This window comes from Aquipuribacter aurantiacus (assembly GCF_051216895.1).
In the GTDB taxonomy this organism is placed as follows: Bacteria; Actinomycetota; Actinomycetes; order Actinomycetales; family JBBAYJ01; genus Aquipuribacter.
In genome coordinates this window covers 534,908-555,404 of record NZ_JBPKAO010000001.1, presented here as the reverse complement: position 1 = coordinate 555,404, position 20,497 = coordinate 534,908, and the positions used below count along the sequence as shown (strand labels likewise).

Annotated in this window: 22 protein-coding genes; 11 read left to right on the top strand and 11 right to left on the bottom strand. The window is 76.1% G+C overall.

The genetic code is table 11. The annotated features are described in order from the left end of the window. Positions 1-80: 80 nt before the first annotated feature. The 9 genes from ACR80Q_RS02660 to ACR80Q_RS02620 all read right to left on the bottom strand — a co-directional run bounded on the left by ACR80Q_RS02660 (position 81) and on the right by ACR80Q_RS02620 (position 9,490). Positions 81-644, bottom strand: coding sequence for a hypothetical protein (locus tag ACR80Q_RS02660; protein ID WP_435375996.1), 564 nt, complete (start codon positions 642-644; stop codon positions 81-83). Positions 645-759: 115 nt separating this feature from the next. After that, positions 760-1,224, bottom strand: a complete 465-nt coding sequence (locus ACR80Q_RS02655) for an SRPBCC family protein (RefSeq protein ID WP_435375995.1) — start codon at positions 1,222-1,224, stop codon at positions 760-762. Between the two features lie 68 nt (positions 1,225-1,292). Further along, positions 1,293-2,828, bottom strand: a complete 1,536-nt coding sequence (locus ACR80Q_RS02650) for a dihydrolipoyl dehydrogenase family protein (protein WP_435375994.1) — start codon at positions 2,826-2,828, stop codon at positions 1,293-1,295. Between the two features lie 58 nt (positions 2,829-2,886). Next, positions 2,887-4,125 carry a glycosyltransferase gene (locus tag ACR80Q_RS02645; RefSeq protein WP_435375993.1) on the bottom strand — a complete coding sequence of 413 codons (1,239 nt, stop codon included), beginning with the start codon at positions 4,123-4,125 and terminating at the stop codon, positions 2,887-2,889. After that, positions 4,122-5,210, bottom strand: a complete 1,089-nt coding sequence (locus tag ACR80Q_RS02640) for a glycosyltransferase (protein WP_435375992.1) — start codon at positions 5,208-5,210, stop codon at positions 4,122-4,124. The genes ACR80Q_RS02645 and ACR80Q_RS02640 overlap by 4 nt, the downstream gene beginning before the upstream one ends. Next, on the bottom strand, positions 5,207-6,199 hold the full coding sequence (locus tag ACR80Q_RS02635) for a WcbI family polysaccharide biosynthesis putative acetyltransferase (RefSeq protein WP_435375991.1): 993 nt from the start codon (positions 6,197-6,199) through the stop codon (positions 5,207-5,209). The genes ACR80Q_RS02640 and ACR80Q_RS02635 overlap by 4 nt, the downstream gene beginning before the upstream one ends. Further along, positions 6,196-7,242, bottom strand: coding sequence for a glycosyltransferase family protein (locus tag ACR80Q_RS02630; protein WP_435375989.1), 1,047 nt, complete (start codon positions 7,240-7,242; stop codon positions 6,196-6,198). Before ACR80Q_RS02630 ends, ACR80Q_RS02635 begins: the two co-directional genes overlap by 4 nt. Then, complete coding sequence (locus tag ACR80Q_RS02625) at positions 7,239-8,345, bottom strand: glycosyltransferase family protein (protein WP_435375988.1); 1,107 nt, start codon at positions 8,343-8,345, stop codon at positions 7,239-7,241. Before ACR80Q_RS02625 ends, ACR80Q_RS02630 begins: the two co-directional genes overlap by 4 nt. Beyond that, entirely contained in the window at positions 8,342-9,490 is a 1,149-nt protein-coding gene (locus ACR80Q_RS02620) for a glycosyltransferase (protein ID WP_435375987.1), read from the bottom strand. The genes ACR80Q_RS02625 and ACR80Q_RS02620 overlap by 4 nt, the downstream gene beginning before the upstream one ends. A gap of 159 nt (positions 9,491-9,649) precedes the next feature. Here ACR80Q_RS02620 and ACR80Q_RS02615 point away from each other — a divergent pair, with 159 nt between their 5' ends. The 4 genes from ACR80Q_RS02615 to ACR80Q_RS02600 are packed head-to-tail and all read left to right on the top strand — an operon-like array spanning position 9,650 to position 13,615. Next, the gene (locus tag ACR80Q_RS02615) at positions 9,650-10,501 is read left to right on the top strand and encodes a glycosyltransferase family 2 protein (RefSeq protein WP_435375986.1); all 852 of its coding nucleotides are present in this window, start codon (positions 9,650-9,652) and stop codon (positions 10,499-10,501) included. Positions 10,502-10,558: 57 nt separating this feature from the next. Then, complete coding sequence (locus ACR80Q_RS02610) at positions 10,559-11,281, top strand: polyamine aminopropyltransferase (protein WP_435375985.1); 723 nt, start codon at positions 10,559-10,561, stop codon at positions 11,279-11,281. Further along, positions 11,278-12,804, top strand: a complete 1,527-nt coding sequence (locus ACR80Q_RS02605; protein WP_435375984.1) for a flavin-containing monooxygenase — start codon at positions 11,278-11,280, stop codon at positions 12,802-12,804. Before ACR80Q_RS02610 ends, ACR80Q_RS02605 begins: the two co-directional genes overlap by 4 nt. Continuing rightward, positions 12,782-13,615 carry an SDR family NAD(P)-dependent oxidoreductase gene (locus ACR80Q_RS02600; protein ID WP_435375983.1) on the top strand — a complete coding sequence of 278 codons (834 nt, stop codon included), beginning with the start codon at positions 12,782-12,784 and terminating at the stop codon, positions 13,613-13,615. The genes ACR80Q_RS02605 and ACR80Q_RS02600 overlap by 23 nt, the downstream gene beginning before the upstream one ends. A 247-nt stretch (positions 13,616-13,862) precedes the next feature. Here ACR80Q_RS02600 and ACR80Q_RS02595 read toward each other — a convergent pair whose 3' ends face one another. After that, a complete protein-coding gene (locus ACR80Q_RS02595; RefSeq protein ID WP_435375982.1) occupies positions 13,863-14,114 on the bottom strand; it encodes a DUF3072 domain-containing protein in 252 nt (83 codons plus the stop codon). 46 nt (positions 14,115-14,160) lie between these two features. Continuing rightward, positions 14,161-15,132 carry a helix-turn-helix domain-containing protein gene (locus ACR80Q_RS02590; RefSeq protein ID WP_435375981.1) on the bottom strand — a complete coding sequence of 324 codons (972 nt, stop codon included), beginning with the start codon at positions 15,130-15,132 and terminating at the stop codon, positions 14,161-14,163. An 82-nt stretch (positions 15,133-15,214) separates the two neighbouring features. On the opposite strand from ACR80Q_RS02590, the gene ACR80Q_RS02585 reads away from it, so the two are divergent. The 7 genes from ACR80Q_RS02585 (at position 15,215) to ACR80Q_RS02555 (ending at position 20,469) form a co-directional block, all read left to right on the top strand. Next, on the top strand, positions 15,215-15,634 hold the full coding sequence (locus tag ACR80Q_RS02585) for a rhodanese-like domain-containing protein (RefSeq protein WP_435375980.1): 420 nt from the start codon (positions 15,215-15,217) through the stop codon (positions 15,632-15,634). A 13-nt stretch (positions 15,635-15,647) separates the two neighbouring features. Further along, on the top strand, positions 15,648-16,397 hold the full coding sequence (locus ACR80Q_RS02580; RefSeq protein WP_435375979.1) for a GNAT family N-acetyltransferase: 750 nt from the start codon (positions 15,648-15,650) through the stop codon (positions 16,395-16,397). Then, the gene (locus ACR80Q_RS02575; RefSeq protein ID WP_435375978.1) at positions 16,382-16,642 is read left to right on the top strand and encodes a VOC family protein; all 261 of its coding nucleotides are present in this window, start codon (positions 16,382-16,384) and stop codon (positions 16,640-16,642) included. Before ACR80Q_RS02580 ends, ACR80Q_RS02575 begins: the two co-directional genes overlap by 16 nt. A gap of 104 nt (positions 16,643-16,746) precedes the next feature. Then, positions 16,747-17,763 (top strand): ABC transporter ATP-binding protein, encoded by a 1,017-nt coding sequence (locus tag ACR80Q_RS02570; RefSeq protein WP_435375977.1) that lies wholly within the window; start codon positions 16,747-16,749, stop codon positions 17,761-17,763. After that, positions 17,760-18,632, top strand: a complete 873-nt coding sequence (locus ACR80Q_RS02565; RefSeq protein WP_435375976.1) for an ABC transporter permease — start codon at positions 17,760-17,762, stop codon at positions 18,630-18,632. Before ACR80Q_RS02570 ends, ACR80Q_RS02565 begins: the two co-directional genes overlap by 4 nt. Beyond that, entirely contained in the window at positions 18,629-19,639 is a 1,011-nt protein-coding gene (locus ACR80Q_RS02560; protein WP_435375975.1) for an ABC transporter ATP-binding protein, read from the top strand. Before ACR80Q_RS02565 ends, ACR80Q_RS02560 begins: the two co-directional genes overlap by 4 nt. Continuing rightward, positions 19,636-20,469, top strand: coding sequence for an ABC transporter permease (locus ACR80Q_RS02555; protein ID WP_435375974.1), 834 nt, complete (start codon positions 19,636-19,638; stop codon positions 20,467-20,469). Before ACR80Q_RS02560 ends, ACR80Q_RS02555 begins: the two co-directional genes overlap by 4 nt. The last annotated feature ends 28 nt before the right edge of the window (positions 20,470-20,497 follow it).

Here is a 20,497-nt window from a genome sequence, read left to right as displayed (position 1 = left end):
CTACCCGCCCCGGACGCACGAACGCCCCCGGCGGTGAGCCGGGGGCGTTCGGGTGGTGCGACGGTCCGGTGGAGCAGAGGTCAGTCGCGAGCCTTGAGGCGACGCAGGCCGGACAGGCCCTTGCGCTGCTCCTCGGGCTTCTGCTGCTCCCCCTGCTGGGCGCCGAGCACGATCAGCAGGCCGGCGACGGCGGGGATCGCGAACTGGACGAGGCGCAGCCGCTTCATGGCCTCGGCCACGTCGGTCGGGGTCTCGCCGGAGGGCACGACGGCGCCCTCGGCGGGCACCTGGCCGGCCTTGCCGACCTGCGCGCCCAGGACACCGCTGTAGGCGGTGAGGCCGACGCCGGCGACGGTGAGGACGGACTTGACCACGGTGTTGCCGCGGGTCCCCTCCTGGTGGGCGGCGCGGTCGCGGTTGGCGATCAGCAGACCGAGGCCGCCGATGACGTGCGCGCCGATGGCGGCGGCGTTGACGGGCGCCCAGCGGGCCCAGCCGACCGACGCCACGCGGGCCCGGTCGTCCTTCTGGGCGACCTGGTTGGCGGCGCCGTTCAGGCCCACCGCACCCATCAGGGTGCCGCCGAACCAGGCGGCGGCACCGAGGTCGTGCAGGACGCGTACGACGGTGTTGCGGTTGCTCATGGGGGATCCTCTCGACGATCGGGCGGGGCTCCCCCGTCCAGGGGACCCGTACCCGGCCCGAGGACGACTACGCCTTCGTGGGCGGTCCAGTCCTCGGCCGGGGTCGTTCGTCGCCTCAGGCGACCTGCTCGGCGAGGGCGTTGAGGGAGTCCTCGAGCTGGCCCTCGCTGACGAGCGGGAACGAGATCTTCTTCAGCAGGTCCTTGTCGGTGACCTTGGCCCAGTCGTACGTCAGGGTGACCACGGTCGAGTCGGAGCCCTGCGCCTCGAGCTCCCACTTCCACTCCCAGCCGGGGGGAGGCGTGTCGGCGGGGGCGGTCTGCCAGACCAGCAGGTGGTTCTCCCGGTAGCCGGTGACCGTGTTGTCGGTCTGGTACTCCCCGCCCATGTGGTCGCCCTGCATGTTCATGCGGAACACCTGACCGGAGCCGGTGATCCTGTCCGACCTCTCGTCGCTGCGGACGAAGCCGGACCCGTCGAGCTGCGCGTGCCGCTCGGGGTTCGACAGCACCTCGAAGATGTCCTTGGCCGAGGCGTCGATGGTGCGGCTGACGGTGACGTGCGTGTCTGTCGTGGTCATGGTCCTGAGGTGCCCAGATGTCCGGCGGATCATGCGCCTCGCAGGTCAGACCCGGGGTCGGACCCGGTTCAGGCGCCCGTCCCGACGTCGTCCAGCCGGTCGGCCCCGTCGCGGGAGTCGGTGCCCTGCAGCTCGCGGGCGGCCTCGCCGATGATGGCGCTGTAGGTGGGGTAGGCGAACTCCACCGTGGCCAGGGTCGACACGTCGACACCGGCCGCCATGGCGGTGGTGACGGCCTGGATGACCTCGACCGCGGACTCGCCGACCGCGTGGGCACCGAGCACGACCTCGCGCCGGCGGTCGGTGATGAGCTTGAGGAACCCCTCGTCGCGACCGTCGATGATGGGCCGCTCCATCGCCGCGTAGGGCACGGTGACCACGACCACCGCCTCGTCGCGCTCGCGGGCCTGGGCCTCCGTGAGACCCACCCCGGCGTAGTCGGGGTCGGTGAACCCGCCGGAGGGCATCAGGTGGTGGGTGCTGCGACGGGTCGCGCCGAGGACGGCGTGCTTGGCGGCGGCCTCCGCCTCGACGTGGGCGGCCTGCACGAGCATGGCCTGCTGGTTGGCGTCGCCCGCGGCGTAGACGTGGGGGACGTTGGTGCGCAGGTAGGCGTCGACGGGGATGGCCGGTCCGTCGGTCTCGACGCCCGCGGCGTCCAGGCCGAGCCCGTCGATCGCGGCGGGCCAGCCGGTGCTCATGATCACGGCGTCGAAGGTCTCGTGGTGCTCGCCGTCGTCGTCCACCCAGCCCAGGTCGATGGCCCCGTCGTCGGTGCGGGCCAGGCCCGTCACGGTCCGGATCCCGGTCCGGACCGTGACGCCGTCGGCCTCGAAGCTCTCGCGGACGACGCGGGCGATGTCGGCGTCGGCCGACATCAGGATGCGGGGCGCCACCTCGAGCAGCGTGACCTGCGAGCCGAACGCGGAGAAGTTGGTGACCAGCTGCGCCCCGGTGTTGCCGGCCCCGATGACGGCGAGGCGAGCCGGCACGTCGGGCAGGTCGAGGACCTGCTCCGGCACGTGGGCCAGCTCCGCGCCGGGCACGGGCAGCCGCCTGGACCGCCCGCCGACGGCCAGGATGACGGTGTCGCCGCGCAGCCGGCGCCCGGAGTCGGCCAGCTCCAGCGTGTGCGGGTCGACGAAGCGCGCGGGCCCCTCGAGGAACAGGTCGACACCGAGCCGCTCCAGCCGGCCCGGGTCGTCCTTGGCGGCCAGCACGTCGCCGATGACCGAACGGACCTGGGCGACCGTGCGGGTCCAGTCGACCGCGGGCTCACCCACGCCGATGCCGTACTCGGCGGAGCTGCGCACCTCGCGCAGGAACCGGGCCGTCCGGGCCAGCACGCGGGTCGGCACGCACCCGGTGTTGACGCAGGTCCCGCCCGTGCGGCGGGCCTCGGCCACGGCGACGCGGGCGCCCAGCTCGGCGGCCCTGACGGCCGCGGCGGTGCCGGCCGGCCCGGCGCCGACGACGACGACGTCGTAGGAGGCGACCTGGTCGTCGAGGCCGAACCGGGGCCGGTCGTCGGGCCGGTGATCGGACCGGTCCTCGGGTCCGGCGTCGCGGTGGCGGTCGGGGGCGGCGGGGGGCGCCTCGGGCACAGGTGTCTCCGTGGGTCGTCGCGGGACGGGTGGGACCAGTCTGACCGACGGGGTCGGCTCAGCGGGCGGTGGCCTCGGCGCGCTGCCGCAGCACCGCACCGAGGGACAGCACCTCGTCGAGGTCGCGCGTGAGGTCCACGACGGGGGCGAGGGCAGGATCGGGGGCGGGGACCGGGACGGGGGCGTGGCGACGACGGGCGTGCCGGACCCGGAGCCCCGTCACGTCCACCGGGGCCCGCGGCACCAGCGCACGCAGCGGCTCGGTCAGCTCGACGGGTCGGTCCACCTGCACCACGGCCCGGCAGCGGCGACGCACGTCCGCCGGCACCGCGCCCACGTGCACGCGAGGGTCGTGACCGAGCGGCCCGCCGGGGCGCGCGACGTGGCCGTCCCGCAGCCACACGCCGGCGTCGGTTCCCGCGAGCAGCGAGGCGAGGCAGAGCAGGGCCTGCTCCTCGCCCCAGCCGCGGTCGTCGACCTCCACCACCACGACCGGGTACTCCCAGACCAGGCCGGGCGGGCGCGTCGCCTCCGAGGGCAGCAACCGGGCGAGGGCCATGGCCTGCGCGTTCTGGACGCCGACCCGGTCGACCTCGCGCCCGGAGAAGTCGGGGCCGTCGTGCCAGGCGACGGCCTCCCGGACGTGGCGCAGCTCGGCCCCCGCGAGCCAGCAGCGGTTGACGACCTCGTAGTCCTCGCCGCCGTAGCCGACGAAACGCTCGTCCCAGCCACCGGCCCGCTCCAGCACGGAGCGATGCACGCTGAGGACGGCGCCGATGACGTAGCGGTAGGACTCGTCGTCGGCGGCCCGCAGGTCGTCGGTCCAGCGGTAGCCGTCCAGCAGCCACTCCGGCTCGGTGAGCTCCGGTGGCCCCGGCCGACGACCCGCGAACCAGTCGAGCAGCTCCTCGGGCCCCCAGCCCTGCAGCTCGGCGTGCCGGCGGCGGCCGGCGACGAGGACGTCCGGCGTGCGGTCCGCCTCCGCGAGCACGGCCTCGAGGTACCCGGGCTCGGGGATCGTGTCGGCGTCGAGGAAGCAGATCAGGTCCCCCGTGGTCGCCCGGACCCCGAGGTTGCGCACCGCGGCCGCCCGGAAGCCCAGGTCGGGCTGGATGACGACCCCCACGCGGAACGGCTGCTCCCCGACGTCGGGCGGCACGGGCGAGCCGTCGTCCGCGACCACCACCTCGAACCGCTCCGGGGCCAGCGTCTGCACCCGCAACGCCGCCAGGACCAGGGCCAGCGACGCGGGCTGGTCGTAGTGGGCCACCACGACGGACACCTCGACCCGGTTCACGCGACCACCTCCCCGAAGGTCGCGGCGGCGGCCGCGGCGGGGTCGGGGACGACCGCGTCGACGTCGGTCCAGGTGGACGCGGGGTCGCGCAACGCCGCCCGCACGCCTGCGGCCAGGGCCTCGGGGGTGTCGTCGACCAGCAGGAGCGTGCCCGGGGACCGGCGCTCGACCTCGTCGGTGTAGCGGCTGCGGGTGGCGACCGGGCGCCGCCCGGCCGCGGTCCACTGCGTGAGCGACCCGGAGGCGGACACGTGCCGGGGCGCGAACACCGGCACGGCCGCCTGCCGCAGCAGCGCGGGCAGCTGCTCGTCGTCGACCCAGCCGTCCACGATCACCCGGCGCCCGGTGGCGGCGCCGCGCTCGCGCAGCCCCCGGACCACGTCCTCGTGACCCGGCGACGGCCCGCCGAGGACGCGGAGCACGACGTCGTCGGGCAGGCCCGCGAGCGCCTCGAGGACCTCGGTGTGCCCCTTGCCCGGGTAGACGAACCCCAGGACGGCCACCTCGCGGTCGGTCGACGACGGCCCGGTCGCCGACGGCCCGGTCGGCCCAGCGTCCCGACCGGCCGGCGCCGCCAGCGGGACGACGTGCACCCGGGGTTCGTCGACCGACCCGTGCCCGACCGACCCGTGCCCGACCGACCCGTGCCCACGCGCCTCGTCGGCGGTCCGGCGCAGCACGTCGGTCAGCAGCCCGCGCTCGTGCTCGCTGCTGACGACCACGCGGGACGCCACCGCGACGACGCCGGCGTAGCAGGCGCGCCGCCGGGCCCACGGCGCCCCGTCGGACGGCTGCGGCAGGTCGTGCAGGGTCACCGACAGCGCCCGCCCTGCGGCCAGGGCACGCAGCACGTCGAGCGCCTCCTCGGGCGAGGACCCGAACAGGTGGTCGGTGACGTGGGTGTGGACGGGCACCCCGGCAGGCAGCCGCGACAGCAGCTCGGGCAGGTCGGCAGCACCCACCCGGCGCGGGACGCGGACGACCTGCGCGGCCGGGGTGCCGCTCACCTCCAGCAGCAGCTCCGCGTAGCGGGTGACGCCGTGCCGTTCGGGCCCCACCACGAGGTGGTGCAGCGGCCCGGTCACAGGCCCAGCACCGCCATGGTGGCGCCATGACGCTCCAGGCCGGCCCGCACGACCTCGGGATGACGGCCGTACCAGCGCAGCTGCTCGGCGACCACCTCGTCGTCGGGGACCGGGGCGCCGTCCACGAGCCAGCCCTCGCGGGCGCGGGTCGTGTCCAGGCCCAGGGCCGCGAGCACGTCGGCGTCCAGCGGTGACATCACCGACCACAGCAGGGTGCGCCCGGGGTCGAGGGCCTCGTGGTCGTCACCCAGCTCGTCGAGCACCCGCCGCGCCAGGCCGAGGAGCACCGGGTTGCCCGGGTGGTTGAGGGTGTGGGAGGCGTCGGCACCGGCCGCCTCGAGCAGGTCGTGGACGGGGATCGTGCCGTGCCGCTGCTCCCGACGGACCAGCTCGGCCTGGGACCGGCGGGCGACCTCGCGGACGCCGTCGGCCGGCACGGCGGGCCGGCCCGCGGGGGCGGCCGAGGACCGTGAGCCGTCGATGCTGGCGGCCAGGGCCAGCGTGCGCAGGTCGTGGTAGGGCACGACGGGCGGGTCGCCGACACCGTCCACCCGGACCAGGGCCTGGAACGGGCGCAACCGGCCGTCACGGACCACGGGGTACATGACCACCCGGGCGTCGGGGGCGGCCGCCCGCACGTCCTCGGTCCCGAGCGGCAGGTCGTGGTAGCCGGTGCGGACGGGCTGGGTGACGAGCACGTCGGCCCGGGCGAGCAGGCGCTGCAGCGGCTCGACGTCCGTGGCGGTCAGCTCGTGCACCGCCGGCACGCGCACGGTCCGGAACCGGTCGGTGCTGGTCTCCAGGACCACCCGCAGGGCCTCGGCCTGGCAGTTGCCGTGCACCACCAGCAGCGGGGCGTCCCCCTCCGGCGCCGCCGCACCCAGCGGTCCGACGCCGTAGAAGTCGCGGAAGTGCCAGGTGCGTCCGTCGACGCCGGCGGGCGGACCGGCGTCGGGTGCCGGGCCGGGGGGCGTGACCGCGCCCGTCATCGCCGGCCACCCGCGGCGGCGAGACGGTGCACCCGGTCGTGCTCGTGGACACCCCGCGCGCGGCCCGACACCCGCTCGGTGAGCACGCTGGCCCGACGGGGCCCTGCCGTCACCGCACGGCGGAGCGCGTCGACCAGCGAGGCGCGGTCGGGACCGGCGGGACCGGCGCGGAACGTGTGCACGGGCTGCTGCTCGGACCACCGACCGCCCTCGGGCGCGACGACGGGGGTCCCGACGTCGTAGCAGCTCTCCACCCAGCCGCTGTGCGTGCCCCAGCGGTACGGCAGCACCAGGGCCGACAGCGACGACAGCTCGTCCCAGAGCTCGGGCTCCGGCATCCGGCCACCGACCCGCAGGTCGAGCTGGGGGGCGCGCGAGGGCCGGTGCAGCTCGCGGAACAGGTCGCGGTCGGGCCGCGGGAACCCGGCCGCGAGGACCTCCTCCCGCAGGTGGACGCGGAGGGTGGCCGTGGGCAGCTCGGTGACGGCGTCGAGCAGGGCCAGCACGATCCTGCGGTCGGTGCTGGGCCGCAGCATGCCCAGGTGCAGGCCGATGACGGGGGCGCCCACGGAGCGGGGGCGCGTGCGGGCCAGGACCTCGGTCGGCGCCAGGTGGGGGTGGGGGACGACGGTGGCGTCGCGGCCCCACCGGCGGCGGATCTCCTCGGCCGCACCGCGGGTCAGGGTCAGCACCACCGCCGCGTGCTCGGCCAGCACCGCCAGCTGCTGCTCGTGCCGGGTCTGGTCGACCAGGTGCGGGTTGGTGAGGTCGTGCGCGGTCCACACCAGCGGACGACCCACCTCGGCCAGCGCGTCGACCAGGTCGCGGAGGTCGGTCACCGACACCTGCTCGAACCCGAAGTGCAGGTGCAGGACGTCGAACTCGCCCGCGTGCTCGCGGACCCAGGCCGCCCCGTCGTCCCACGAGAACCGCGGGAGCCGGGGCGCCGGGGCGTCGACCGACGACACGTGCGTGACGTAGGCGTGGCCGTCGGGGACGTGGACCACCCGGGGGCGGACCCCGGTCGCCCCGCCGCCGGTCACCGGACGCCTCCGTGGACGACCGGCGGGGCCGGCCGGTCGGGGGTCACCGCGGCGAGGGTGCGCTCGAGGAGGTCGGCCGCGCGCTGGGCGCCGCGACCGTCGGACCAGCGGAGCCAGCGGTCGGGTGCCCCGGAGGCACCGGCCGCGACGCGGTCGAGCAGACCGGGCCACACGCCGGGGGTCGGCCAGGTGGCGGCCACCTCGGCGCACCCGAGCCGGGCCAGCAGCCGGGCGAGCTCGTGCTGCTCGTCGAAGGGGCGCGGCTGGGGCAGGGCCAGGAACGGTCGCCCGGCGGCCGCGACCTCGGCGACCAGGCCTCCGCCGCTGGGCCCGACCACGACGTCGGCGTGGTGCAGCAGGCCGCGGACGTCGGCAAGCGTGCCGTGCTCCACGACCAGACCTGGGCCCGCGGCCGACGGGGCCGGACGACGGCGGTCCGGGCCCGCCCCGAGCTCGCCGGCGACGTGCCAGCACCACCCCGGGGTGGCCGCGGCCGCCGCACGGACGTCGTCGCGGCCGATGCGGTGCCCGCCGGAGCCGAGCACCAGGGCGACGCAGCGCCCGTCGTGGTCGCAGCCGACCAGCGGGAGGGCGGCTGCGGCCCGGTCGTCGCGGGAGAACGCCCCGGTCCACTCGGTCCGGCCGTGACGGGCCCCCGAGGCACCCGCCTCCTGCGGCCAGGGGGCCAGCAGCGCGGCCGCGGTGTCGTAGCCGAGCCGGTGGGCGGTGTCGTCGCGCACCCCCGGCTGGACGACCGCCACGGTCGCCACCCCGAGCAGGCGCGCCAGCAGCAGCATCTCCACCGAGACGTCGACCACCAGCAGGCGGCAGCCGGTCGCCCGTACCCACTCCGTGACGGCCTGCGCCCGGCCCAGCATCCCGGCCTCGCCCAGGGGCGCCCAGTGCAGCGCACCGCCGGCGGTCGGGTCGACGGCCGCGGCGCCCGGCTCTCCCGTCGCGTCGGTGGGCAGCGGCAGCCAGTCGACGCCCTCCGCGGGCGGTCCGCTGCCCATGCCGGTCACGGGCACGGACAGGTGGGGGGCCACGGCCTCGAGCCGGCGCCGGTGCCCGGAGCCGTGGTCGTGCACGTACCAGCCGATCACGCGGCGGCCCCGGAGTAGAGCTCGAGGTACCGCTCGGCCATCGAGCCCGCGCTGAGGTGGACCAGCGCCCGCGCCCGGACCGCGCTGCGGTCCAGCTCCTCGGCCGCGACGACGGCTCGGGCCAGGTCCGCGACGTCACCGGCCCGGGCCAGGACCCCGCCCCCGGCCCCGACGACCTCACCGACCCCGCCGCGGTCGAACGCGGCGACAGGGGTGCCGCAGAGCATGGCCTCGGCCGCGACCAGCCCGAACGGCTCGTCCCAGCACGGTGTGACCAGCACGCACGAGGCGGCCCCGACCAGCCGGGCGAGCGCGGCGCTGTCCAGGTGGCCGACGTACACGGCGTCGGCGGACAGCAGCGGTGCGACCTCGGCCTCGAAGTAGGCGTGGTCGTGCACCGGCCCGGCCAGCACGATGCGCCGCCCGAGGCGCGCCGCGGCCTGGACCGCCAGGTGGGGGGCCTTCTCGGGGACGATGCGCCCCGACCAGACCAGGTCGCCGCCGCCCGGGCCCGCGGGCCACAGGGCGGGGTCGAGGCCGTTGGGGACCACGTCGACCGGACCGAGCACGTCGGACCAGCGGTCGGCGACGTCCTGCGACACGGCGACGAAGCGGGAGCAGCCGCCGCTGTCCAGCGCGCCGGCCTCCTGCCACGGGTTGGGCGGCGTGTGCAGGGTGGTGACCATCGGGGTGGGCAGGAGCCCGGCCATGGCCAGGGGCAGGTAGTGCAGGCTGTTGTTGTGGACCAGGTCGAGGCGGTCCACGTCGCGGAGCAGCCGCGACACGGTCTGCTGCATGCACCGGTGCTCCCACAGGAAGTGCTCCGGCGGGGCCGCGATGTCGGCCCGGGCGGCCGGGGAGATCTCCGGCGGGGCGAACACGGGCACGACCTTGGCGACCGAGCGGTCGCTGTCGCCGTGGGCGTAGAGCACGACGTGGTGCCCGGCCGCGGTGAGGGCCCGCGCGAGGGACCAGGTGTGGGCCTCCAGGCCACCCGCGAACGGCTGCGCGATGGGGAACCTGACGGGGGCGATGATGCCGATCCGCAGCCGGCGGCCCGAGGGCTCCGCTGTCGTCATGGCCACCCCGGCGGGCGGTCGCACCCGGCGGGCGGTCGCGAGGTGGTCCAGCACGGCGTCAACCATCCGAGCTCCGTCCTGACGGCCCGAACCTCGGGCGCACGATCCGCCGGACCGGGGGTGCCGGGTGGCGGGCCACGAAGGCGTGACCAGGGGGGGGTACCCCGATTCGGCTCCGGTTAACTACGCCCAGGGTGGGGGGCCTTGATGTGCTCTGATGAGCGGGTGGAACAGACCGTGGGCCCAGCCGTGGACACCGCCGTGGACACCGCCGTGGTGACGATCGTCCGCGGGCGGCTGGACCACCTGCAGCGGCAGGCGTGGGGGCTGGCCCGGCAGGACGAGCCCGCGTTCCGGTGGGTCGTGGTGCAGATGGGCGGTCCCGACGTGCGCGAGGCCGCCCGTCAGGACGGCCTTGACCCGCTCGTCGTCGACCTGCCCGTCGACGACGGCGAGCCGTTGCCGTTGGCGGCCGCGCGCAACGCCGGCATCGCCGCGGCCGAGGGCTGCTCGACGGTGGTCCTCCTCGACGTCGACGTCGTCCCGGCGCCGGACCTGGTCCGCACCTACGTCGAGGCCGTCCGGCGCACCGGCGGAGTGGTCGGCGGGCCCGTGGGCTACCTGCCGCCCGACGTCCCGCGGACCCGCGACGACCTCGCCGACCTGCCGGCGCAGGCGCAGCCGCACCCGGCCCGCCCGGTCCCGGCCCCCGGTGAGCTGCTGGCCGAGGACCGCTGGGAGCTGCTGTGGACCCTGTCCCTGGCCGCCCCGGTCGACCTGCTGCACCGCGCCGGCGGCTTCGACGAGCGCTACGTGGGCTACGGCGGCGAGGACACCGACTTCGCGATGCGGCTGCGGCAGGCCGGGGCGACGCTGCACTGGGTGGGCGGTGCGATGGGCTACCACCAGCACCACGACGAGGTGGGCCGCCGGGACAAGGTCTCCGACGTGGTCCGCAACGCGACGCTCTTCCACCGGACGTGGGGCTGGTGGCCGATGGAGGGGTGGTTGACGGAGCTCGCCCGTGACGGCGTCGTGCAGTGGCAGCCCGAGGGGGACGTGCTGCGTCTGGTGTGAGCGGTGGCGCCCCCCGCCTGTCGCGGGTGCTGGGCGCGTGAGCCTAGGGTCGGCCCGATGACCAAGAAGATCGAGGAGCTCGCCTGGGCCGAGACGCCGATGGGCGAGATCACCCTGCGACGCCGCGTCGAGCCGACGCTGCAGGTGGACGTCTACGAGGTGAAGCTCGGCGAGGAGTTCCTCATGTCGAGCCTGTTCACCGACTCCGAGGTCGCCCTGGCCCGCCTCGGTCTGGCCGCCACCGCGGACCCCTCGCCCGGCCCCGGCCTCGACGTCCTGGTCGGCGGGCTCGGGCTCGGGTACACCGCCCGCGCCGTGCTCACCGACGACCGGGTCGCCTCGCTCGTGGTGGTCGACGCGCTGGCCGAGGTCATCGACTGGCACACCCGGCACCTGCTGCCGGGCAGCGTCGAGCTGACCGGCGACCCGCGCACCCGACTGGTCCACGGCGACTTCTTCGCCCTCGCCCGCGGCGAGGGCGGCCTGGACCCGGACGTGCCCGGGCGGCGCTTCCACGCGGTGCTGGTCGACATCGACCACACCCCCGACCACGTGCTGCACCCCAGCCACGCGGACTTCTACTCCCCGGCCGGCCTGCGCCGGGTCCGGGCGTCGTTGCACCCCGGCGGGGTGTTCGGGCTCTGGTCGGACGACCCGCCCCACGACGGCTTCCTGACCGTGCTGCGGCAGGTGTTCGACGAGGTCGACGCCCACGTCGTCAGCTTCGACAACTTCCACACCGGCGGGGTGTCGGCCTGCACGGTGTACGTGGCGCGATGACCGCGGCGCACGTCCGGGTCGCCGTGGTCGGCGCGGGGTTCGCCGGTCTGGGGATGGCGGCCCGCCTGCGCCAGGGCGGCGAGCGCAGCCTGGTGGTGCTGGAGCGGGCCGACGAGGTCGGCGGCACCTGGCGGGAGAACACCTACCCGGGAGCCGCCTGCGACATCCGCAGCGACCTGTACTCGTTCTCCTTCGCGCCCAACCCGGGCTGGACCTCGCTGTACGCGGGCCAGGCCGAGATCAAGGCCTACCTCGAGCGCACGACCGACCAGCAGGGCCTGCGGCCGTACCTGCGCCTGGGCACCGAGGTCGGCCGGGCCACGTGGGACGAGGCGGCCGCGCTGTGGCGCGTCGACACGAACCGGGGTGCGTGGACCGCCGAGGTGCTGGTGGTCGCCACGGGCCCGCTGGTGCAGCCGCGCTGGCCCGACCTGCCCGGCCTGGAGACGTTCGCCGGGCCGCGGCTGCACTCGGCGGAGTGGGACCACGACGTCGAGCTGACCGGACGTCGGGTGGGCGTGATCGGGACGGGCGCGTCGGCGGTGCAGCTGGTGCCGCCGGTGGCCGAGCGGGCCGCGCACCTGACGGTGTTCCAGCGCAGCGCACCGTGGGTGGTGCCGCGCGGCGACCACGGGACGTCGGCCCTGCGTCGGCGCGTGTTCGAGCGGGTGCCGTGGCTGCAGCGGCTCTCGCGGGAGCGGGTGCTGCGACGCAACGACCTCAACCACGTGGTCCTGGCCAACCGTGCGGTCGGTCGGGTCGCGGAGCGGGTGGTCCTGGCCTGGCTGCACCGGCAGGTCGCGGACCCCGCCCTGCGGCGGGCCCTGACCCCGGGCTACCGGCTGGGCTGCAAGCGGATCCTGGTCAGCGACGACTACTACCCCGCCCTGACCCGGGACGACGTCGACCTGGTGACCGACGCCATCACCCGCGTCACGCCGACCGGTGTCGTCACGGCCGACGGCACCGAGCACCCGCTCGACGTGCTGGTGTGCAGCACGGGTTTCGTGGCCACGGACCCACCGGTGTCGCACCGGGTCGTGGGTCGGGACGGTCGCACCCTGGCGCAGCACTGGTCCGAGACCGGCATGCAGGCCCTGCGCGGGACCACCGTGGCCGGGTTCCCGAACCTGTTCTACCTGGTGGGGCCGAACACCGCCCTGGGCCACAACAGCATCGTGGAGGTCATCGAGGCGCAGGTCGACCACGTCCGGCAGGTCCTGGACCGGGCGGGCGCCGGGCTGTGGGCGGGCGAGCGCGCGGTGGTCGAGACCACGCGGGCGGCCCAGCAGGCCTGGAGCGCCCAGGTCCAGGCCGACCTGGCCCGCTCGGTCTGGGTGACCGGCGGCTGCACCAGCTTCTACCTGGACGCCGAGGGCCGGAACACCACGCTGTGGCCGCACCGGGTGGCCGCGTTCCGCCGGGCGATGCGTCGGCCCGACGCCTCCGAGCACCACCGCAGGGTCGTCCGGGACCCGACCCGTGTCGAGGGGGTGGACGGTGCCGCCGTTCACCTTCGCTGACCGGGTCTGCCTGCTCACGGGGGCGGCGAGCGGCATCGGCGCCGCCCTGGCCCACGACCTGGCCTCGCGCGGCGCCCGGCTCGCCCTGGTCGACCAGGACGCCGACGGCCTGGCCGCGACGGCCCGCGCGGCCCGTCTCGGCGGCTCGCCCGACGTCAGCACGCACCTGGTCGACCTGGCCGCCGGTGGTGACCTCACCGACCTGGCCCGTGCCGTGGTCGACCGGCACGGCCGCATCGACCTGCTGGTCAACAACGCCGGCGTGGCCCTGGGCGGGCGGGTCGACCAGGTGTCCGTGGCCGACGTCGACCGGCTGCTGGCCGTCAACCTGCACGCGGTGGTCGCGCTGACCATCGCCTGCCTGCCGTCGATGCCGGCCGGCTCGCACCTGGTGTTCGTGTCCAGCGTGTTCGGCCTGGCCGCGCCGCCCGGCCAGGCCGCCTACGCGGCGAGCAAGTTCGGGGTGCGCGGGTTCGCGGAGGCGCTGCGGCACGAGCTCCGGGACGCCGGCACCGGGGTCACCGTCGTCCACCCGGGCGGCGTGCGTACGTCGATCGCCCGCTCGGCCCGGATGGGCGACGGGGTACCGGTCGACCAGGCGGCGGCGGGACTCGCCGAGATGGACCGGTTGCTGCGGATGCCGCCCCACCGGGCCGCGCGCCTGGTGCTGCGCGCGGTGCAGCGGCGCCGCGGCCGGGTCCTGGTCGGGGCGGAGTCGTACGTGCTCGACGTGCTCGTCCGGCTGGCCCCGCAGCGGTACTGGTCGGTGGTCGACCGGGTGACGCGCAGCCGGTTCGACGGGCGGTGGTGAGGGCCCTGCAGGTAGCAGGTGCTGGCCCCGTCGGACATGACGCGGGCCAGACCGAGGAGGCGCCCGTCGCGTCGGGCGGTCACGACGCGCGCGGAACCGGCCAGCGCCGCGACGAGCACCTCGGGGTGCTCGCTGTAGGCGGTCCAGCCGACCGCCGCGTACAGCGCCACCACCTCGTCCCCGTCGCGCGGGTGCTCCGGCGCGACGTGGACGGGTGGGTGGAGCGGGTTGGGCCCGACGGACGAGGTCAGGACTCGACGCGCTTCGACACGCCCTGGAGCTCGTCGATCAGCAGGGACGCGTCGCCCTTGCTCAGGCCCTCGGGGACCTCGCGACCGGCTTCACGGGCCAGGGTCTGCAGGTAGCTGAGCTGCGGCCCGGTGGCGGGCTCGTCGCCGGTGGCCCACTGCTCCACGGGCTTCTCGGCGGACTCGGCGGAGTCGGTGGGGGCGGTACCGGCGGGTGCGGGCTCGGACGGCGTGGTCGTGTTCTCGCTCATCCGTCGAACGTACGTGCGAACGGCCGGGTGCGCACGCCGTCGCGCGTCAGACGTCGGCCGACCCCACCGAGGCGCCCCGGAACGTCCGCCGGTAGGCGCTCGGGCTGAGCCGCCGGCGAGCGCCCAGGTGGTGGCGCAGGGTGTCCGCGCTGCCGAGGCCGCTGCGGCGGGCCACCTGCTCGACCGTCAGGTCGCTGCCCGTCAGCAGGTCCTCCGCGACCAGCAGCCGCTGGTCCAGCACCCAGCGGTGGGGCGGGACACCGGTCTGCTGGACGAACCTGCGGGCCAGGGTCCGCGGCGACACGTGCGCCCGGGCGGCCAGCACGTCGACGGTCAGCTCCTCGCCCAGGTGCGCGCGCGCCCAGTGGAGCAGCTCCGCCAGGCCGGTCGAGTCGTCCGGCGAGGCCACCGGGGCCTCGACGAACTGCGCCTGCCCGCCGCCACGGTGGGGCGCGACCACCATGCGCCGGGCCACCGCGTTGGCGACGGCCGCCCCGTGCTCCTCGCGCACCAGGTGCAGGCAGGCGTCGATGCCCGCCGCCGTGCCCGCGCTCGTGGTGACCGGCCCGTCGACGACGTAGAGGACGTCGGCGTCCACCGTGACCGCGGGGTGCTGCTGCGCCAGCAGGGCGGAGTAGCGCCAGTGGGTGGTGGCGCGACGACCGTCGAGCAGGCCGGCGGCGGCGAGCAGGAACGTCCCCGAGCAGACGCCCAGCAGCCGGGCGCCGCGGGTGCCGGCCGCACGCAGCGCGGTCACCAGCGGTGCCGACGGCACCTGCGCGACGGGCCAGGACGGGACCACGACCAGGTCGGCCCGTCCCAGCCGGGTCAGGTCGTGCGCCACGGTCACCGCGAAGCCCGACGTCGTCGCCAGCACGCCGGGCGTCGCCGCACAGACGTCGAAGTCGTAGCCGGGCAGGCCGTCACCGGAGCGGTCGAGCCCGAACACCTCGGACACGACCCCCAGCTCGAAGGCCGCCACCGGCTCGGCCAGGACGGCCACGACGTCACGGAGCACGCGGACGAGTGTGGCAGTTGCTGCCCGACTGCTGGCGTTCCTGCCAGTCCCCTGTGCGGTCGCGGCGCAGCACGCTGACCCCATGACGACGAACGTCGACCACTTCGCCGCCCGGCTCCGGCACGAGACCGACCCATCCGACGTCGCCGCGGCCCGGGCCGCCGGCCGCGCTCCGCTCCTGCTCGACGTGCGGGACCGGGCCGCGTGGGAGCAGGGCCACGTCCCCGGGGCGGTCCACCTGCCGCTGACCGAGCTCGCCGACCGACTCGACGAGCTGCCCCCGCCCGCGGCCGACCCCGACCTGGTCGTGCACTGCTGGGGACCCGGCTGCAACGGCAGCACCAAGGCCGCCCTGCTGCTGGCCCGGGCGGGCTACGCGTCGGTGCGCGAGATGATCGGCGGGTTCGAGTACTGGGCCCGGGAGGGCCTGGCCGTCGAGACCGTGTCCGGCCGGACGCGCCGTGCGCCGGACCCCCTGACCGCGCCGGTCCCCCGCGACTGACACCATCGCGCGGGTGCCCGCCGACGTCGTCCTGACCGCCCGACGGCTCTGGCAGGAGCTGGCCGGCGTCCCGGTCCGGTTCGGCGACGGGGCCACGGTCGTCGCGTCGCCGGCGTCCCGGTTCTGCCCCCCGGGCTTCGTCGGCCTGGTGACGGTGGGCGACGGGGTGCTCGCGACGGCCCCGGACGAGGCCGTCGCCGCCACGGTGCGCGAGCACCTGGACGAGCTCGGGGTCGCCCGGGCCGCGGACGTGGCGTCGTGGTCCGGGCGGTTCCGGGTCGGCTACGCCCTCGGACCGGCCCGCCTGGCCTACCTCACCGACCGAGACTTCACCCCGGCCGCTGCGCCGGGACCGGTCGTGACGACGGTCGAGCGCTCCGGCGCCGAGGTCGTCGACCTGCTGGCGTCGGTGGTCCCGGACGAGGCCGAGGAGAGCGGCCTGGACGGCATCACCTCGCCGGCGTTCGTGGCGCGCGGCCGGGGCGGACGGGTCCTGGCCGCCAGCGGCTACCGGGCCTGGCCGGGCGGGGCGGCGCACCTGTGCGTCCTGACGGCCCGGACGGAGCGGGGCGGCGGCCTCGGTCGGCGGACGGCGTCGGCGGCGGTGGCCCACGCCCTTCGGGCCGGGCTGCTGCCGCAGTGGCGGGCCAGGGTCGAGCCGTCGCGCCGCGTCGCCCGCGCCCTGGGTTTCGTCGAGGTCGGCGACCAGCTCAGCCTGCAGCTGCAGACGGCCCCTAGCCTGGCCGGGTGGAGCAGCGACTGAGCCTGGTGACCCTCGGCGTCCGCGACCTGCCCCGGGCCCGGGCGTTCTACGAGGCGCTCGGCTGGCGGGGCCAGGAGGTCGAGGAGAAGGCCGGGGCCGTGGTCACCCGACCGGCCTCCGACACGCCGTACGGCGGGTACGCCGGGGTGTTCACCGACCCCGACGGTCACCCGTGGGAGGTGTCGTGGAACCCGGGCTTCCCGATCGCGGAGGACGGCAGCACCACCGTGCCGGCGTCCGGCTGAGGGTCACCCGGGCCGGGTGACGTCGGACGCGGCGGGCCAGCCCGAGCCCCGCCCTGCGGCTGTCCCCCTTACCGACGGCGCCCGGGACCTGGGAGCGTCGTGCCGTGACGACGACCACGAACACCACGAGCACCGCTCCCCCCGGCGCGACGACGCCCGTGACGGTGGTCCGGACCCGCGACCTGCGGCTGCGCATCGGCGACCGGCTCGTCCTGGACGGCGCGGACGTCGAGGTCGGGGCCGGGGTGACCGGGTTGCTCGGCCCCAACGGGGCGGGCAAGACCACCCTCATCGGCCTTCTCCTGGGCCTGCAGCGCCCCACCTCGGGCGACATCGAGGTGCTGGGGCTCGACCCCCGCACCGACGGCCCGCGGCTGCGACCACGCATCGGCTACTCACCGCAGCTGCAGGTGCTGCCGCCCGACGTGCCCGCCGTGGACCTGGTCTCCCACCTGGCCGAGGTGCAGGGCCTGCCCCGCAGCGCCGCCCGCCAGCGCAGCAGCGACGCGCTCTGGCTGGTCGGCCTCGGCGAGGAGCGCACCCGTCGCGTCGGGACGATGTCGACGGGGCAGAAGCAGCGCGTCAAGCTGGCCTGCGCGATCGCCCACGACCCGCAGCTGCTCGTGCTCGACGAGCCCACGAACGGCCTCGACCCGGTGCAGCGTGACGACCTGCTGGTGCTGGTGCGTCGGCTGGGGACCGAGCTCGGCATGCACGTGCTGCTCAGCTCGCACCTGCTGGCCGAGGTCGAGCAGGTCTGCGACGCCGTGGTCATCCTCACCGACGGCCGCGCCAGCTCGTCCCGCCTGGGGGGCGCCGCCGAGCGTTCGACCACCCGGTTGGTGGTCATCGACGCCGCGTCCGCGCGGGCCGTCACCACCGCGCTGCGGGCCGGCGGGCTCACCGTCGCCGCCCCGACGGCCCCCACCGACGGGCGGGCCCGCGACCGGCACGAGGAGGGCGACGGGTTGGCCCGGTTGCAGGTCACCATGACCGAGCCCTCGCACGAGCACGCCCTGACCCGGGCCCTGGCCGAGTCCGGCGCGGACGTGCACCGGTTGTCCGAACCTCGGCACGGCCTGGTCGACACCTACCTGGAGACCACGGGCGGTGCGGCGTGAGGGCGCCGGAGGAGGCGTCCCGGCTGCTCGACACCGGCTACCGCCCCTACGACGGGGCCCGCGCCGGCACCGCCGGCGCGGTCGGCAGCCTGATGCGGTACTCGGTGCGTCGCGGCCTCGGCTTCGGCCGGCCGTTCGGCGGCAAGGTCCCGATCGGCCTGGTGGTCCTCGTCGCCTACCTGCCGGCCGTCGCCCTGGTCGGGGTGTCGGTGCTGGTCGGCGACGTCCTGGACCAGACGCTGCTGCAGTCCGTGCAGGGCTACTACGGGCTGATCACGACCGCCGTGATCGGGTTCGCCGCGCTCGTCGTCCCCGAGCTGTTCTGCACCGACAAGCGCACCGGGATGCTGGGCCGCTACCTGGCCACGCCCCTGACCCGCTGGACCTACCTGCTGGCCAAGGCTGGGGCCCTGCTGGCCCTGCTGGCCCTGGTGTCCCTCGGGCCGCCGCTGCTGCTGGTCGTCGGGCTCGCGGCCACGGGCGACGACCCACCCGCCCTGCTGGGCACGCTGGACGTGCTCTGGCGCGTCCTCGTCGCGACCCCGCTGCTGGCCCTGCCCCTGGCCGCGGTCGGCGCGGCGGTGTCGAGCCTCACCTCGCGACGCATCGTCGCCACGGCCGTCATCGCCGTCGTGCTGCTGCTCGGCGGGGCGGTCACCGGGATCCTGTTCGCGACCGGTTCGCCGTCCTCGGTGCTGCTCGGTGACGTCGTGTCCGTGGCGTTCGAGATGCCGAGCCGCCTGCTGGACGGGAGCACCGGCCTGTCCGACGTGCCGCTGTGGCAGCTGGTGACCGCCTGGTGCGCCTGGGTCGCCGTCCCCACCGCCGTGGTCCTCACCTCCTACGCCCGGACGAAGGTCTCCCGATGAGCGTCGACACCGACCGGTCCCGCCCCGACCGACCCCTGCCCGACCGCACCGCCCAGGACACCGCCGGCGACGCCCCCGTCGCCGAGCTCGTCGGTGTCAGCCGCTGGTACGGGACGGTGGTCGCGGTGTCCGGGGTCGACCTGTCGCTGCGCCCCGGTGTGACGGCGCTGCTGGGACCCAACGGGGCCGGCAAGTCCACGCTGCTGCGCCTGGTGTGCGGCCTCACCCGCCCCTCGCGCGGCCACGTGCGGCTGCTCGGGGTGGACCCCCGCCGGCACCCGGAGGTCTACCGCGATGTCGGCATTGCCCCCCAGCAGGAGGCGATGTTCGAGCACGAGAGCCCGACCCGGTTCGTCCGGACCGCCGCCCGGCTGGTCGGCGTGGCCGACCCCGAGCAGGCCACCCTGCGCGCGCTGGAGCGGGTCGGGCTCGACCCGGCCGACCCGAGGCCGCTGCGCGAGCGCTCCGGCGGTGAGCGCCAGCGGGCCAAGATCGCGCAGGCCATCGTCCACCGGCCCCGGCTGCTGGTGCTGGACGAGCCCGTCGAGGGCCTGGACCCGCGGCAGCGGATCGCCGTGCTGGACCTGGTCGCCGACCTGGGCGCCGAGGGGCACGCGGTGCTGGTGTCCAGCCACGTGCTGGGCGAGCTGGACCGGATCAGCGACCGGGTGCTCGTCATGGCCCAGGGTCGTGCGGTGGCCGCGGGCACCTCGCACGGCCTGCGCGAGCTGCTGGACGACCGCCCCATGAAGGTCAGGGTGGGCACCGACCGGCCCCGCGAGCTGGCCGCGGCGCTGGTGGGTCTGCCCGGTGTCGTCGCGGTCACCGTCGAGGAGGCCGTCCCGGCCGGCGCCCGGGGCGGCGGGGTCGTCGTCGACACCCTCGCCGCCCCCGCCCTGCGGCGCGCCCTGGCCGGCAGCGCCCTCGCGGTCGGCGCCGTGCTGCACGAGGTACGCCCGCTGGACGACGACCTGGACAGCGTCTTCCGCTACCTGGTGACCCGATGAACCGGCCGAACGCCGAGCAGGAGGACGACGTGGCTCCGACCGACCAGCACGAGACCGACCGGCACGAGACCGACCGGCACGAGGCGGGCCGGCACGAGGGGCGGGGGCCGTCGGCCTCGGTCTGGCTGCTCACCACCGTGCTGATGCGGGCCGCCCGTGGCCGCTGGCGCCTGATCCTGTCCGTCGCCGCCGCGGTCGCGCTGGGCGCGATCGGGCTGGTCGTACGGCTCCGGGCCGACGCCGGCGGGGTGCCGGACGAGCAGGTCGTCACGTTGCTCACGGTGCTGGTGCTGACGCTGTACGCGCCGCTGATGAGCCTCGTGCAGGCCGCGGCCGTGGTCGGCGACCTGCGCGACGACGGGACGCTGGTCTACCTCTGGCTGCGCCCGGTCCCCCGGTGGAAGCTGGCGCTGGCCGCGACCCTCGCGGTGTTCGTCCGTTCCGCCCCGCTCGCCGTCCTGGCGGCCGTGGTGCTCGCCGTCACGGCGGGCGGCGGCCCGATGCTGGTGGTCGCGGCGGCCTACGCCGCGGGCGCCGCGTGCCTGGGCTACGCCGGGTTGTTCGCCTTCCTCGGCCTTGCCGTCCGCCGGGCCCTCGTCTGGGGCCTGGTGTACGTCGTGCTGTGGGAGGGCCTGGTCGGCACGTTCGGTGCCCTGCCCGCGAAGCTCGCGGTCAGCACCTACAGCACCTCGTTGCTGACCACGCTGACCGACACCCCCTCCCCCGCGCAGGGGGTCGGGCTCGCCTGGGCCTGGGCCGGACCCGTGCTGTTCGCCGTCGTCGCCACCGCCGCGGCCCGGTGGCGGCTGGTCCGCGGCGAGGTCGCCTGAGGGGTCACGGCAGCGGCGTAGCCTGGCC

Excerpts from the sequence above, each read along its gene's own strand:
- ACR80Q_RS02660 (WP_435375996.1), bottom strand. The coding sequence starts at position 644 with ATGAGCAACCGCAACACCGTCGTACGCGTCCTGCACGACCTCGGTGCC.
- ACR80Q_RS02655 (WP_435375995.1), bottom strand. The coding sequence starts at position 1,224 with ATGACCACGACAGACACGCACGTCACCGTCAGCCGCACCATCGACGCC.
- ACR80Q_RS02635 (WP_435375991.1), bottom strand. The coding sequence starts at position 6,199 with ATGACGGGCGCGGTCACGCCCCCCGGCCCGGCACCCGACGCCGGTCCG.
- ACR80Q_RS02620 (WP_435375987.1), bottom strand. The coding sequence starts at position 9,490 with ATGGTTGACGCCGTGCTGGACCACCTCGCGACCGCCCGCCGGGTGCGA.
- ACR80Q_RS02610 (WP_435375985.1), top strand. The coding sequence starts at position 10,559 with ATGACCAAGAAGATCGAGGAGCTCGCCTGGGCCGAGACGCCGATGGGC.
- ACR80Q_RS02605 (WP_435375984.1), top strand. The coding sequence starts at position 11,278 with ATGACCGCGGCGCACGTCCGGGTCGCCGTGGTCGGCGCGGGGTTCGCC.
- ACR80Q_RS02595 (WP_435375982.1), bottom strand. The coding sequence starts at position 14,114 with ATGAGCGAGAACACGACCACGCCGTCCGAGCCCGCACCCGCCGGTACC.
- ACR80Q_RS02585 (WP_435375980.1), top strand. The coding sequence starts at position 15,215 with ATGACGACGAACGTCGACCACTTCGCCGCCCGGCTCCGGCACGAGACC.
- ACR80Q_RS02560 (WP_435375975.1), top strand. The coding sequence starts at position 18,629 with ATGAGCGTCGACACCGACCGGTCCCGCCCCGACCGACCCCTGCCCGAC.
- ACR80Q_RS02555 (WP_435375974.1), top strand. The coding sequence starts at position 19,636 with ATGAACCGGCCGAACGCCGAGCAGGAGGACGACGTGGCTCCGACCGAC.